We start from the raw sequence: 14,615 nt of genomic DNA, 5'->3' as shown, positions 1-14,615 counted from the left end.
GAGCCTCTATTGCCCTCCCTACAGCCATCCTCTCTCCCCTCCCCTTGCTTACTGCTTTATCAGAAGTCATCAGCCTGTCATCTGGCTGACATCCCGCGGTCATTTTCAAGCCATAGAGTTTTTCACTTATTTTTCATATGGATAGATAAGGAACATCATGACTTTCCCGCGCTCTTCTTATGTGGCTTTGGCCGTCTCGCTGGTCTTGCTTGGCGGCTGCCAGTCAGAGAACGAATCGTCTGCCGACAGCCAGGGCAAAACGGCCTATCAATACAGCACCAAAGCGGTCTACAGCCCGCAGCAGCAGGCGGAGAGCTACGAGCCAGCGCCTCAGGGGTTCAGCCCGGTCTTTACCGAGATGGTGGCGCGCCACGGCTCGCGCTCCCTCTCCAGCCCGAAATATGACGTGCTGACCAAGCTGGTCTGGGAAGAGGCGCAGCGTCAGGGGGCGCTTACTACCCTCGGGCAGGGGCTGGGAGGCAAGGTCGATCTGGTGACGGCCGCCAACCAGAAACTGGGCTATGGCCTGCTATCGGCGCTGGGCAAGGAGGAGCATGCCAATCTCGCCACCCGGCTGGCGGCGCGGCTGCCGACCCTGCTCAACAGCAGCGAGCCCCACTGCATCAAGGTGGTCACATCGGGCAAGGACAGGGCCAACGAAAGCGCCTTCTACTTTATGGAGAGCCTCAAGCGCAACGTGAACTATGTCAGCGACTCGGCGCAGTGCTACCTCACGCAGGATGACCCCTCGAAGATCGACAAAAAGCTGGCCAACAAGTTCGAGCTCTACTTCCACAAGACCACGCCCGAGGGGGATTACGCCCGCTATCTGCCCGCCTATGAGAGCTACCAGCGCTTTATCGGCGACGAAGATGCCGCAATCGCCCCGGCCCCCGAACTGGCCAGGGCGCTGGATCAGCTTAAAAACCTGAGCAAGACCAAAGAGATGGCCCGCAGCATGCTGGAGCGTATCTACAGCAAGGGGTTTGTCGACTATCTGGCGGGCGGCGTCGAGTTTGTCGCCGTCAACCCGGAAGATGGCGGCATGACCTATGTGCGCGACGAAGTGGATGCCGCCCTGATGCTCTACAACCTCTTTATCATCGGCCCCGGCATGATCCGCGAAGCGCAGGCTCAGGGCAGCGAGCCCTGGGCGCTGGAACAGTTCCTGACCCCACAGGAGTCTGCCTGGTTCTCCTACCTCTCCGATGCGGAGGATTTCTACGAGAAGGGGCCGAGCTTTGCCAACCAGAGTGCCCCCTACGCCATTGCCCAGCCGCTGCTCGACGGCCTGTTTGGCGAGGTGCAACGTCAGGTGGTGGAGGGCGAGCAGAGCCGACGGGCCACCCTGCGCTTTGCCCACGCCGAAGCCATTATCCCCCTCGCCGCCCTGATGAAGCTGGAAGGGAGCCGTCAGGGGGCCAGCCCGGATCAACTGTTCAGCCAGCAGAACAACGAGTGGCGCGGCGGCTGGGTCTCCCCCTATACCGCCAATATTCAGTGGGATATCTACCAGAACGGGCAGCGGCAGGTGCTGGTCAAGATGCTCTACAACGAAAAGGAGATCGCCTTTAAGACGGGCTGCCAGCCCTACCAAAGCGGCAGCCACTACTACGACTTCGAGGAGCTCAAGCGCTGCTACGGCTATAACGGCTAACCCTTCGCACGCCGGATATGGCAATCACAAGGGGCGACCAGCAGGTCGCCCCGATCCACTCCCCTTCCCTGCTTGCCAAAGCGGGATATGGCTATAAAGCCACCTTCCGGTTCCATTTGCCGATCAAGCGCAAAAAATGATTAATTTCTAATAGTTAAGTCAATTTAAGGCTCGCCTCGGCAGTTTCGTTTGGCTTACCATGGCCATTCATAACCTGTTGAACTGCGATAGGTTGCTGCCAACGCGGGTCAAGGGAGCATATTGGAAGCTGTCATCCACGGGCGGTAGCGTGGAAATATGTTGTGATGTGTCTCACACAAAAAGGTGGATGTCCCAGATTTCCGCACCTTGCTCAGAAAGGTGGAAATCCAATAATCAATTTAAAAAACAATTGGTTATAAACACATTGACATAGACCACCTAATTGTGTCCATCATTGCTTGTGGTTAGCTCCATGTAGTGGCCTTGTTGGTACCGTGTTTCTCTGTGGTGGGGATTATGATAGTGGTTTACAGACAGACTTAATTGTGTGAAAATTGTCCGCTGTCAAAAATTTTGACTATACTTATAAAGTGTAAAATCCTAGGTGAGGTTAAGATATGAAACACAATAGCAAGTCAGCGATGAAACATGTTGAATTGCGTATAAGAGGTGCTTCTCATATCAAAAAAGTAGTAGTTAACACCAGCGCGTTTATTGATGAGATAATTGACAACGCCAGAGTCTCATATGAAATAGAAGGCAATTCTATTTCATCTAATGAGTGGGACAAAATTAAAAAGCTGCAGGTTATAATGCCAGAATTAACATTCCATATGGCTTCAGCTTCATGATATTGCTTGGCTAATTATTTTTTTCAAAAAAGAAGTTCTGCCACTAATCGCTTTTCGAACAGCATAGTGGTAGAACTTTTTTCTTTTTTTAGTTGAGAGCGCCTTTTGCCAACTAATTTTAAAACCTCTTGTCCTTGCGACGATCTCAAGATATAGCCTCATTGTTCTACCATTACCATCCATAAATGGGTGGATCCAAGCTAATTCTTTATGAGCAAAAACCAAAGCATCTATCATTTTATTTTGGTCAGAACCTACATGAGCTAAGTATTTTCTGGCAAATGAATTACAAAATTCAGCCATTTTTTGTGGAACAGAATCAGGATTTTCGGTTGGAAAGTTTCTGTTCGTGACTACCACCTCATCAACTCTATATTTTCCAGCCCAATCATAAATGCCATTAAACAAGTATTTATGACATTTTAAAAATGCCATTTCACCTAAAAATGAATTAGAGGTCATATAGTCCATTATGAGCATTTTGGATCTATATACTGAGTATATCATTTCAATTTTATCTAATTCATCTTGGTAGCGTGCATACATTAAATTATCAGGAGCAATATATCTCCCTCGCTCATTCTTATTATTTGAAACCAAAAAGAATCGTTCTGGGATATATTTTGCCCATGTGTAGGATAAAATATTTTGCGGGTGATTGGCGCGAAGGAAAAAAAAGCGCTGATTATTATGTATTCTCGTTCCAATTATTGTGGCACAGAAGATAGGAAGAGCCATAAAGTTTGCTATATAACAAATTGAGTCTCCTATTTGAATTTCGCTTCTAGATAAATCATAGAATGACTCATGGTTTTTTTTGAGATGCGCGATAGACTTGACAGGAAATTGCACTTTACTGCCAACAATTATTTCTGAACGATGTATATTCCAATAAAAATGCGTAAATCCATTTTTACTTGGTGTTGTTTTTATATGAACAATGTTGTCTTCAGCTTTAAATTCTTCTAAAGAATGGACGTTGGTAATCTTGATATGTTTGCTCATTGTCTATATCTCGTTCATCGCTCTCATGGGATATAGTACACCAATTTTCTGCCAAAGTTTTTCAACAATTTAGGTGCTATCTGCTTGCGATGCACTGCTAGTGCTCACATCTTGTATGCCTTCTCATGTAAGACTCAGCGAGTCTGCAGTTGTTGTGGTCAACTAAATCCTGATACTTGGTTAGGCGACCATCCGGTCGCCTTTTTTTCTGTCGCTTTCCAATCAGGAAATATTACCGCGCCGGTCGCTTGGCACCATTGCCTTTGGCCGCAGGCTTGCTGCCCTGAGCAGCGGGTTTGGCAGAGCCTGCGCTGGTTGGCGCTTTGCCCTTATGGGCGGGTTTTCCGGCAGCTTTACCCTTACCAGCATTCTTGCCTTCGCCCTGTGCGGCCGGTTTGCCGTTAGCCGCCCCTTTCTGCAACTGGGAACCCACCGGCTTGCCGCCCGTTGGCTTGTTGCCTGCGCCATTGCCGCGCTGGTGACTGATGTTGCTGTGACGGGTCAGGGCCGGTTTCAGCCCCTTGCCGCTGGCGGCGCGCTCGTTGCGACCTTCCGCTGGCACCAGACAGCCGGGGCCATTGCCAATCAGGTGGCCCTTGCCCATGGCGAGCAGGGCTTCGCGGATCATCGGCCAGCCTGCGGGGTCGTGGTAGCGCAGCAGCGCCTTGTGCAGGCGGCGGCGACGCTCGCCCTTGGCGACGAACACATCGCCCCCCTCGCGGCTCACCTTGTTTAACGGGTTTTTCTCCGTGTAATACATGGTGGTGGCGTTGGCGAGCGGCGACGGGTAGAAGTTCTGCACCTGATCGAGCTTGAAGCGGTTCTCTTTGACCCAGAGCGCCAGATTGACCATGTCTTCATCTGTGGTGCCCGGGTGGGCGGAGATGAAGTAGGGGATCAGGTACTGCTGCTTGCCCGCCTCTTTGGAGTATTTGTCGAACAGCTCCTTGAACTGGTAGTAGCTGCCCATGCCCGGCTTCATCATCTTGGAGAGCGGCCCCTCCTCGGTGTGTTCCGGCGCGATCTTGAGGTAGCCGCCGACGTGATACTTGGCCAGCTCCTTGATATAGCGGGGATCTTCCACCGCGATGTCGTAACGCACGCCGGAGGCGATCAGGATCTTCTTGATCCCCTTGAGATCGCGCGCCTTGCGATAGAGGTTGATGGTCGGGCTGTGGTCGGTGTCCATGTGCGGGCAGATGGTGGGCCAGACACAGGAGGCGCGACGGCAGGTCTGCTCGGCTTTGGGGCTCTTGCAACGCAGCTTGTACATGTTGGCGGTGGGGCCGCCAAGATCCGAGATGACGCCGGTAAAGCCCGGCACCTTGTCGCGGATATCTTCGATTTCTTTGAGGATCGACTCTTCCGAGCGGCTCTGGATGATGCGCCCTTCGTGCTCGGTGATGGAGCAGAAGGAGCAGCCGCCAAAGCAGCCGCGCATGATGTTGACCGAGGTCTTGATCATCTCGAAGGCGGGGATCTTCTCGTTGCCATAGGCCGGGTGCGGCACCCGCTGGTAGGGCAGGCCGAATACGCCGTCCATCTCCTCGGTTTCCAGCGGGAAGGCGGGCGGGTTGACCCAGACGATGCGATCGCCGTGAGCCTGCGACAGGGCGCGGGCACAGCCGGGGTTGGTCTCGTGGTGCAAAATGCGCGAGGCGTGGGCGTAGAGCACCTTGTCCTCTTTGACCCGCTCGAACGCCGGCAGCTTCACATAGGTTTTTTCCCACGGCTTGGGCTTGGCCGGTTGCACCAGCACGGGTTTGGCCTCTTGCGCGGCAGGCGCCGCGTCGGTGGCGTCGTCCGCGCAGGGCGCCCCTTCCATATAGGGGTTGGGGATGGGATCGATGCGGCCAATCTGGTCGAGCTTGCTCGAATCCACCCCTTTCCAGCCCGGCAGCGGCTCCTTGCGGATAACGGCAGTGCCGCGAATATCCTGCATGGTGTCGATGGTCTCCCCCGCTGCGATACGGTGAGCCACTTCCACCAGCGGCCGCTCGGCGTTGCCGTAAATCAGGATATCGGCCTTGGCATCGAGCAGGATGGAGCGGCGAATGGTCTCGGACCAATAGTCGTAGTGGGCGATACGGCGCAGGGATGCCTCGATGCCGCCGATGACCACCGGCACCTCTTTGAAGGCCTCTTTGCAGCGCTGGGTATAGACCAGGGTGGCGCGATCCGGCCGCTTGCCGCCCACATCCCCCGGGGTGTAGGCGTCGTCGTGGCGCAGCTTTTTGTCGGAGGTGTAGCGGTTGATCATGGAGTCCATGTTGCCCGCAGTCACCCCGAAGAAGAGGTTCGGTTTGCCCAGACGCATAAAGTCATCCTTCGATGACCAGTCCGGCTGGGCGATGATGCCAACCCGAAAGCCCTGCGCCTCCAGCATGCGGCCAATCACCGCCATGCCGAAGCTCGGGTGATCCACGTAAGCATCCCCCGTCACCAGAATGACGTCGCAGCTGTCCCAACCCAGCTTGTCCATCTCTTTGCGGGACATGGGCAGGAAGGGCGCCGTGCCGTAGCACTCGGCCCAATAGCGGGGATAGGAGAAAAGGTTGGTAACCGGCTGCATTTTAACCACCTGGAACAATTCGGGTCGCGCATTATACCGGTTGCGGTCAAGGGGAGCGATGGCTTTTTGTCCCTATAGATCCCGCGGAATAGGCCGCCGCCCACAATAGCAAGGGCGCCCGCAGGCGCCCTTGTGATGATGGAGGTTGATAACTGGCCCCCCGCTTGGGTTCAGGTCAGGATGCTGGTCATAACGCCGGAGGGTGCGACTCCCCTGCCCCCCTGGCGGCCAGTGCCTCGTCTACCTGCTGATCCCGCGCCCCTGTCATGCCTGCGTGACGGGCGAGCAGATGGTAGATGGCGGGCACCACCAGCAGGGTGACCAGGGTTGCCAGCGACAATCCGAAGAAGACCACTGTTCCCACCGCCATCCGGCTCTCGTAACCCGCCCCCATGGAGAGCATCAGCGGCACCGCACCGATAATAGCGGTGAGCGAGGTCATCAGGATCGGGCGCAAGCGGCGCACCGAGCCTTTGATTATCGCCTCGTCGAACCCTTCGCCGCGCTGGCGCAACTGGTTGATGAACTCGACGATGAGGATGCCGTTCTTGGTCACCATGCCGATCAGCATGATCATCCCGATCTGGCTGTAGATGCTCATCTCCTGCCCCGTCAGCCAGAGGCCGAGCAGGCCACCGAAGATACCGAGTGGCACCGTCACCATCACCACCGCCGGGGTCAGGGTGCTCTCGAACTGTGCCACCAGCACCAGATAGACCACCAGCAGGGCGAGGCCAAAGACCAGCACCATCTCCCCCTGATTGTCGCGGTAATCCTTGGAATCACCGGCGTAATCCACCGTCATGCCGGTGGGCAGGTTGGTGTTGGCCCAGCCATCGAGGAAATCGAGGGCCTCGCCCAGAGTGTGGTCGGGGTGCACGTCGGCGGTCAGGGTAATCGCTTTTTGCCGCTGGTAGTGGTTGAGGCGGTTGGCAGTCGCCACCTGCTTGACGGTGGCCAGAGTCGAGAGACTGACCATCTCGCCATTAGCGGCCTTTAGATAGATTCGACCGAGATCCGAGATGCCGTTGAACTCGGTCTGGTTGCCGCGCAGGTAGACGTCATACTCCTCGCCCCTGTCCACATAGGTGGTCTTGCTCGCCCCGCCCAGCAGGGTCTGCAAGCTGTTGGCCACGGTGGAGACCGGAATGCCGAGCTGGCTGGCGCTGTCGCGATTGATGGTCACCTGCAGCTCGGGGGTCTTCTCGGCATAGTCGAGATCCGGGCTCAGCATCAGGCCGCTGCCCTGCGCCGCCTGTTGCAGCGCCAACCCTTGCTGGTAGAGCTCGGCATAGTCGTTACCCTGCAGCACGAACTGCACCGGCGCGGTGGAGCCGCCGCGAAAACCGGGCTGGAAGGTGCGGATCATCACATCGGGAATGCCGGAGAGCTTGGCACCCAGCGAACGGGAGAACTCGGTGGCGGTGACGTCGCGCTCCGCCCAATCGGTGAGCTGGATGATCACCATACCGGTCTGATCGCCGCCACGGCCAAAGGCGGGAGTACTGAAGCTCAGCGCCTGCACCACCCCTTTGCCCAGCATCGGCATGATGGCGGACTCCACCTGCTGCATGTTGCGCTTCATCCGCTCGATGCTGGTCCCCTCCGCCCCCTTGACGAAGACATAGATGACGCCGCGATCCTCGGTCGGGGTAAGGCTGGTCGGCAGCTGGGCAAAGAGGGCCCCGATACCGCCCAGACAGAGCAGCAGCACCAGCGGCGTCCAGCGGGAGCGACGCAGCACCCATGCCAGCAGGTGGCGATAGTGCCCCTCCAGCCAGCCGAGCCCGCGATCGAGCCCGGCGGTGAGCCGGTTCGGTTTATCCAGCGGGCGCATCAGCCAGGAGCCCATGGCCGGGGTCAGGGTCAGCGCCACCAGCGAGGAGCAGAGCACCGCGAGCGAGAGCAGGATGGCAAATTCGGTAAAGAGCCGCCCCACCATGCCATCCATAAAGGCGATGGGGACAAACACCATCACCAGCACGGCGGTGGTGGCGATGACCGCAAAGCCCACCTCGCGGGTGCCGTGCCAGGCGGCCAGCAGCGGCGGTTCCCCCCGCTGCAGATGGTGGTGGATGTTCTCCACCACCACGATGGCGTCATCCACCACCAGGCCGATGGCGAGAATAAGCGCCAGCAGGGTGATGAGGTTGATGGAAAAGCCGAAATACCAGGCGCCGATAAAGGCAGAAATAAGCGACACCGGCACGGTAATGGCCGGAATAAGCGTGGTGCGCCCCTGCCCGAGGAACAGATAGAGCACCGCCACCACCAGCACGGCGCAGATGGCCAGGGTCTCGTACACCTCGTCGATGGCCTGCTTGATAAAGATGGTGGAGTCGTAATCCACCTCGAGCTTAGCCCCCTCCGGCAGGAAGCGCTGCATCTCGCCGAGTTTCTTCTCGATCCCCTGCGCCACCGCCAGCGGGTTGGCGGTGGACTGGGCGACGATGCCGATACCCAGACTCTCTTTGCCGTTGCGCTGATAGGCGCTGTCTTCGTTCTTGGCTCCCACCTCCACATCGGCGATATCGGCCAGATAGACGCTCTGGCCGTTGGCGGCTGTGGTGACTTGCAGCTGCTGGAAATCTTCCGCTGTGTGGTAGAGACGGGCGATCTGCACCGCCATGGTCATGGAGTTGTTGCGGATCTCGCCGCCCGGCAGCTCGATGTTCTCCCGCTTGAGGGCCTCTTCCACATCGCTCACCGTGATGCCACGGGCGGCCATGTCGGCAGGGCGCAGCCGCACATACATCACCTGGGTGAGATCGCCGGAGAGCGCCACTTCGCTCACACCGTCCACCAGACTCAGGGGGTCGACCAGCACGCGGTTGGCGTAGTCGGTCATGGCGGTGCGATCCATCTGGCTGCTGCTGAAGTTGAGCCAGATCGCCACATCGCCGTTGCCGCTGTCCTTGGTCACCAGCGGCTCGTCCACATCATCGGGCAGCCGTGGCCGCGCGCGAGAAAGGGCATCGCGCACATCGGAGATCCCCTCCACCATGTTCCAGCCGAGCTTGAACTCGACGGTGATCATCGAGCGCCCCTTGCGGGTCATGGAGTTGATGTTCTTGATGCCGCTGATGCCGGAGAGCTGATCCTCGATGGGCTTGGTGACCTGACTCTCCATCACCGAGGGGGCAGCCCCCTCATAGGTGGTGGTGATGGAGACCGAGGGGATCTGCACATCGGGCATCTCCCGCACCGTCAATTTGCTGAACGCGACCAGACCAAACACGGTGAGCAGGGCGCTGAGCACCACCGCCACCAGCGGGCGGCGAACTGAGATATCGGAGAGCCACATCAGCCGTTCACCTCGGCCAGATCGCGCACCAGCACCCCATCACGCAGATTGACCAACCCCTCGACCACGATGCGATCGCCGACCTTCAGCCCCTCGGTGACCCAGACGGTCTCCCCTTCGGTCTCGCCGAGCACCACAGGCACCCGCTTGACCCGGCCATCGGCCTCGAGACGGTAAACAAAGCGCTGCTCACCGGCGTACTCCACCGACTGGGCAGGGATCAGGGTGAGCTGCTGGGCGGGCAGCGCCAGCTCCACATTGAGCAGCATGCCCGGGCGCAACTGACCGTTGCCATTGGGGATCATCACCCGCGCCTTGATGTTCTGGGTATCGTTGGAAATGCGGCTGTCGAGAGTGGTCAGGGTGCCGTTGAATTGCTGATCCGGCCAGGCAGTGCTGGTGGCGGTGACCGCCATGCCCGGTCGCAGCAGGGAGAGGTAACGCTCCGGCACCGCCAGATCGAGGCGCAATTTGTCGAGCTCATCGAGATGCAGCAGGGTATCGCCGCTGTTGACCAGCGCCCCTTCGCTCAAGTCAATCAGGCTCACGGTACCGGCAAAGGGCGCCTGCAGGGTACGCAGGGAGAGCTCGTAGCGGGCGGCATCGAGGCGTGCCTGCACCTGGGCCACGGTGGCCTCCTGCCCCTCCAGCTCGGATTGGGTCACGGCGCCACGGGCCACCAGCTTGCGCATATCACTCAGCTTGCGGTTCTCGTCGCGCAGACTGGCGCTCTGCTCGGCCAGCTCCGCCTGCTGCTTGCCCGCATCCAGCGCGATCAGGGTCTCCCCCTTCGCCACGCTCTGGCCAGATTGCACCGCAATCTTGACGATGCGACCGGTCACTTCGGGGCTGATGATGACGGAACGATTGGCCGCCAGCTTGCCCACCAGCTTGAGGGTCGGCTCGGCCAGACTCTGTTTGACGGTTTGAGTGCGGATATTGACCTGTCTGGTCGGTGCTTTGGCGGCGGGTTCGCTGTGACGCAGCGCCCAGACGCCGGCAACCACGATTAGAAGAAGGCCCAAGCCGAGCCAGATACGCATTTTCATCGAACAGTCCATGAAGAGTGAGAGGGTAAATCCAGATTGGGGCCATTTTAGCCCCAGACTATGCCGTGACTATGTATAAATGTGACAAAACGTAACAAGAGCGGGATAAGCTCACTCTGTTTCAGGTCGCGCCGTTTGTTTTCACGCCACATCGCATACACTAACGACAATTTCCTTCGCAACCCGACTGACTGCCTATGCCCAAAATGTCTGACCACCGCTTTCTCACACGCCTGACCTGGCTCCTGTTCGCCGTGGTCATCCTGCTGATTGGTCTGACCTTGCGGCAAAGCCTGAAACAGATAGAACGCCTCTACCAGAGCGATACCCTCAACAGCGCCATCTACCTGCGAGATCGGTTCAAACAGACCGAAGTGTTTCTGGAGGCGATGCGCGGGCAGGCCGAAGAGCGACTGCGCAGCGACCCCCAGTCGGTGCTCACCCGCCAGCTCTATGGCCATATCGAGGCGCTGCCAGAGGGGCTGGCCCTCGACAAGCTCCCCGGTGATTTACCGGCCGGACTGGCGGGCAACCTCACCGGTGACGGCCCGCTGCCGCCCCCCGGCAGTGCGCGGGAGGCGCAACTTCATTTGGCCCTGAGCCTCTCTCCCTTGCTGGCCACCGCCAGCCAGCGCCTGGGCAGCGAGATCGCCTGGGCCTACTTCACCGGCGTGGACAATTTTATCTACCTCTATCCCTGGATCCCCTCCAGCCAGTTTCGTTTTGCCCGCAGCATCTATGACAAGCACTACTGGCAGGATGCGCTGATGTCACCCAACCCCAGCCGGGACACCATTCTCTCCCGCCCCTACGAAGATTTTGCCGGACTGGGCACCATGGTCACCATGTCCCAGCCTCTCTACAAGGACGGCTCGCTGGTGGGGATGATCAGCATGGACATCCTGCTCTCACGCTTGCAATCGCAGCTCAACCAGCTGGCGCCGGCGCTGGGTGAGTATCTGCTGCTCAATCAGTACCATCAGGTGCTGGCCAGCAGCGCACACCAGCCCGTGGTGCCGCAAGACCCCGAGCCGACCGACGAATACCAGTGGCAACAAGGGGCATTGCAGCTGACCATGGCCATCCCAGATACCCCGTTGCGACTGGTGCACAACGTCACCCTGCTGCCGCTGGTGTGGGCCATGCTCTGTCAGTCCACGCCGACCCTGCTCGCCATTCTCTTTATGCTGCTGGCAGCCCTCTCCAACCTGAGATCCCATCGCCTCAACCAGCGGCTCAATTACCTCTCCTGCCACGATGCCCTCACCGGCGCCTTCAACCGCCACTATCTGGTGCTGCTGGAACAGGCGGGCGATCTGGCCCGGTTGCAAGCGGGGATCCTGATGTTCGATGCGGATCACTTCAAACGGGTCAATGACAACTTTGGCCATGCCGTCGGCGACATCGTGCTGATCCGGCTGGTGCAGCTCTGCCAGCAGCAGATTAGGCCCACAGATCGCCTGATCCGCTGGGGGGGCGAAGAGTTTCTGCTGCTGATTGGCCGCGCTGATGCAACGCAGCTCGGCGAGCTGGCGGAGCGGCTGAGAAAGGCGGTAGCAGATCACGACTGGGCCGCCATCGAACCCGGGCTGGAAGTCACCATCAGCCTCGGCTATCTGCCCCACCAGGAGAACCTTCCCCTGCACGAAGCGGTACGCCGCGCCGATGTGGCGCTCTATCAGGCCAAGGCCAACGGTCGCAACCGCAGCGAAAGATGGCAGGGTGACGCCTCCTGACTCTCGGAGTAAGCTGAGCCCTCAACCCCTTTTTTGGAGGACTGTCGTGCCACGTAAACCCCGCGTAGGGCTCGCTCTCGGGAGCGGCGCCGCCAGAGGATGGGCCCATATCGGCGTCATCCGCGCCCTTGAACGTCTCGGCATCAAACCGGATTTGATCGCTGGCTGCTCCATCGGCAGCTTTGTCGGTGCCGCCTATGCCGCCGGTGAACTGGATCGGCTGGAAACCTGGGTGCGCGGCTTTACCCGCCTGCAGGTGGTCAGCCTGCTCGACCCGGCCCTCTCCGGCGGTCTGTTTCGCGGCGAAAAGGTGTTTGGTCTTGCCGCCAGTCATCTGGGGGATCCAGATCTCGAGAATCTGCCCATCCCCTTCGCCTGCATCGCCACCGAACTCGATACCGGCCGCGAAATCTGGCTGCAACAGGGCCCGCTGCGCCAGTCGGTGCGCGCCTCCTGCGGCATGCCGGGGATCCTCACCCCGACCCGGATCAACGACCGCTGGCTGGTCGATGGCGCCGTGGTCAATCCGGTGCCCATCTCGCTGGCCCGCGCCATGGGGGCCGAGGTGGTGATTGCGGTCAACCTCAACACCGATATGCACCAACCCTGGACCGACGAGCCGGATCAACCCGGCAGCGGCGGTCTGCTCAGCCAGTGGCTCAATCGCGGTGAAACCGCGCCAGCCACTCCGGGTCTGTGGAGCGTGATGAGTGGCTCCATCAACATCATGCAGGAGCGTATTACCCGCGCCCGGATGGCCGGTGACCCGCCGGAGATCCAGCTCTGCCCGCGCCTTGGCAGCTTCTCCATCATGGATTTTCATCGCGCCAGCGATGCCATCAACGAGGGGGAAGCCTGCGTCGAGCGCAATCTCGATCAGCTCAAGGATGAACTGGGCCGCCTCGGGTTGCTGGGCAGTTAGTTGTCGACATGCAGCGGTTTACAGATGAAAAAAGCGCCATTCGGCGCTTTTTTTTCAACTCACTTACCCGGTTACTCCTTACGGTAGAAGAGCAACCCGAGCAGAATCACCCCCACAGAGACCAGCAGATAGAGTCCCAGACTGGGATTGGTGATACCGCCATACAGAATGATGAGCGCGCCCAGGGTGGCGCAGGTCGGGATCACAAACCGCTTTATCCAGCCCAACTCGGTAAAGGTGCGCATGTACCAGACATAGAGGAACAGATAGAGGCCATAAATCAGCACGATCGGCATCTCGTCCAGAGCGATGTAACGACCGAATGTCTCGTTGATGCTGCAGTACCACAGCACTGAGTAGATCACCGACAACAACGCTGCCGCGAGGGCCGAGTTGATTGGCATGTGGTGATGCGGTTCGATACGACTCATCCACTTGGGGGCAGGCCCCTGATTGCGGATCGCCAGCGAGTAGGGAATGCGCATGGTCGCCAACACCAGACCATTCAGGGTTCCGAGGCAGGAGATAATCACAAACACGGTCAAAATGGTCGAGGCAGTCCCGCCAAACAGGCTGGTTGTCGCGAGATTTACCGCGTTATCCCCTTGCGCCACTATCTCGTCCGTCGGCAAGACGCTGGCGATCCCCAGAAAATAGGTGACATAGACCACAAAGACTATCAGGGTGCCAATCACCAGCGCTCTGGGCAGATTCTTCTTGGAATCGCGAATTTCGCTGTTGATGGTCACGGCGGCGATCCACCCCTCATAAGCGAAGGCGGTGGCAACCACGGCCGTGGCCAGAGTGCCTCCGGTGCTTCCTATCCCATCCATTGCCTGCACAAAGTTGGTCACGGTGACACCATTGAGCAAGCCTGAAATGGTGCCCACAATGGCAACCAGGATCAGCGGGATCAACTTGATCAGGGTAGAACCCACTTGCAGTTTGCCCGCCAGGACCGGGGTGTAGAAGTTGATCAGATAGGTGACCGTCATATAGACAGCCGCCAGTATCCAGGTCGCACCAGAGTTGGTCGGATTATCACTACCGAGCAAGATCATGGTGTACAGAGCGGCGACCCAGGCAAGGATGGCGGAAAGAGGGGCGTAATAGAGTACGCCTTTGAACCACCCCACCAGATAACCAAACATTTTGCCGTATGCCGCTTCGGCATAATCGACGATACCGTTGGACTTTTCGATCCGCTGGGCAAACTCGGCAAACACCAGCGCGCCGAAGATCATCGAAAATGCCCCCAGCGCCCATGCCAGCAGCGCAATGGCCAGATTACCGCCAGTCAGACGCAGTACATCATCGGCCTTGAAGAAGACACCGGAGCCGATCACCACGCCGACCACCATCGCAATGGCAGTCATCAGGCCATAGCGTTTATCCAACTCATTACTGCTCATACCCATACTCCATACGATTACTCATATCATCCTGAATGTAATAGTGTTCAGGTGGCCAGATACCACCAGGGGCCCACTTTTCGGGGCCGCTTATTCTCGTTGGCCTGCATGGATAATTCAAAGCG

At 58.3% G+C, this 14,615-nt stretch carries 9 protein-coding genes; 4 read left to right on the top strand and 5 right to left on the bottom strand.

The features are described from left to right. Positions 1-157: 157 nt before the first annotated feature. Together A9G06_RS05835 and A9G06_RS21855 are read left to right on the top strand one after the other, a co-directional pair. Positions 158-1,657 carry a histidine-type phosphatase gene (locus A9G06_RS05835; RefSeq protein ID WP_069554561.1) on the top strand — a complete coding sequence of 500 codons (1,500 nt, stop codon included), beginning with the start codon at positions 158-160 and terminating at the stop codon, positions 1,655-1,657. Between the two features lie 599 nt (positions 1,658-2,256). Further along, positions 2,257-2,490: a hypothetical protein gene (locus A9G06_RS21855; protein ID WP_139126164.1), complete on the top strand. Its 234-nt coding sequence runs from the start codon at positions 2,257-2,259 to the stop codon at positions 2,488-2,490. On the opposite strand, the gene A9G06_RS21360 is transcribed toward A9G06_RS21855, so the two are convergent. The 4 genes from A9G06_RS21360 to A9G06_RS05820 all read right to left on the bottom strand — a co-directional run bounded on the left by A9G06_RS21360 (position 2,485) and on the right by A9G06_RS05820 (position 10,420). Continuing rightward, positions 2,485-3,495, bottom strand: a complete 1,011-nt coding sequence (locus A9G06_RS21360) for a Fic family protein (RefSeq protein WP_080767407.1) — start codon at positions 3,493-3,495, stop codon at positions 2,485-2,487. The genes A9G06_RS21855 and A9G06_RS21360 overlap by 6 nt on opposite strands. Before the next feature lie 232 nt (positions 3,496-3,727). Continuing rightward, on the bottom strand, positions 3,728-6,067 hold the full coding sequence (locus tag A9G06_RS05830; RefSeq protein ID WP_069554560.1) for a YgiQ family radical SAM protein: 2,340 nt from the start codon (positions 6,065-6,067) through the stop codon (positions 3,728-3,730). A gap of 187 nt (positions 6,068-6,254) precedes the next feature. Beyond that, positions 6,255-9,371, bottom strand: coding sequence for an efflux RND transporter permease subunit (locus tag A9G06_RS05825; protein WP_069554559.1), 3,117 nt, complete (start codon positions 9,369-9,371; stop codon positions 6,255-6,257). Continuing rightward, positions 9,371-10,420 carry an efflux RND transporter periplasmic adaptor subunit gene (locus A9G06_RS05820; RefSeq protein ID WP_069554558.1) on the bottom strand — a complete coding sequence of 350 codons (1,050 nt, stop codon included), beginning with the start codon at positions 10,418-10,420 and terminating at the stop codon, positions 9,371-9,373. Before A9G06_RS05820 ends, A9G06_RS05825 begins: the two co-directional genes overlap by 1 nt. A 197-nt stretch (positions 10,421-10,617) precedes the next feature. Between A9G06_RS05820 and A9G06_RS05815 the strand changes: the two genes are divergently transcribed. Continuing rightward, positions 10,618-12,156, top strand: a complete 1,539-nt coding sequence (locus A9G06_RS05815) for a sensor domain-containing diguanylate cyclase (RefSeq protein ID WP_069554557.1) — start codon at positions 10,618-10,620, stop codon at positions 12,154-12,156. A 46-nt stretch (positions 12,157-12,202) separates the two neighbouring features. Beyond that, complete coding sequence (locus A9G06_RS05810; protein WP_058057806.1) at positions 12,203-13,078, top strand: patatin-like phospholipase family protein; 876 nt, start codon at positions 12,203-12,205, stop codon at positions 13,076-13,078. A 71-nt stretch (positions 13,079-13,149) separates the two neighbouring features. Here A9G06_RS05810 and A9G06_RS05805 read toward each other — a convergent pair whose 3' ends face one another. Then, positions 13,150-14,490, bottom strand: a complete 1,341-nt coding sequence (locus A9G06_RS05805) for an APC family permease (protein ID WP_005338365.1) — start codon at positions 14,488-14,490, stop codon at positions 13,150-13,152. Between the last annotated feature and the right edge of the window lie 125 nt (positions 14,491-14,615).

The organism is Aeromonas sp. DNP9 (assembly GCF_001728955.1).
Lineage (GTDB): Bacteria > Pseudomonadota > Gammaproteobacteria > Enterobacterales > Aeromonadaceae > Aeromonas > Aeromonas veronii.
This window is presented reverse-complemented; position numbering and strand designations above follow the sequence as displayed.

What these genes read in the sequence shown, in the direction of transcription:
- A9G06_RS05820 (WP_069554558.1), bottom strand. Translation starts at nt 10,420, where the DNA reads ATGAAAATGCGTATCTGGCTCGGCTTGGGCCTTCTTCTAATCGTGGTT.
- A9G06_RS05830 (WP_069554560.1), bottom strand. Translation starts at nt 6,067, where the DNA reads ATGCAGCCGGTTACCAACCTTTTCTCCTATCCCCGCTATTGGGCCGAG.
- A9G06_RS05805 (WP_005338365.1), bottom strand. Translation starts at nt 14,490, where the DNA reads ATGAGCAGTAATGAGTTGGATAAACGCTATGGCCTGATGACTGCCATT.
- A9G06_RS05825 (WP_069554559.1), bottom strand. Translation starts at nt 9,371, where the DNA reads ATGTGGCTCTCCGATATCTCAGTTCGCCGCCCGCTGGTGGCGGTGGTG.
- A9G06_RS05815 (WP_069554557.1), top strand. Translation starts at nt 10,618, where the DNA reads ATGCCCAAAATGTCTGACCACCGCTTTCTCACACGCCTGACCTGGCTC.
- A9G06_RS21360 (WP_080767407.1), bottom strand. Translation starts at nt 3,495, where the DNA reads ATGAGCAAACATATCAAGATTACCAACGTCCATTCTTTAGAAGAATTT.
- A9G06_RS21855 (WP_139126164.1), top strand. Translation starts at nt 2,257, where the DNA reads ATGAAACACAATAGCAAGTCAGCGATGAAACATGTTGAATTGCGTATA.
- A9G06_RS05835 (WP_069554561.1), top strand. Translation starts at nt 158, where the DNA reads ATGACTTTCCCGCGCTCTTCTTATGTGGCTTTGGCCGTCTCGCTGGTC.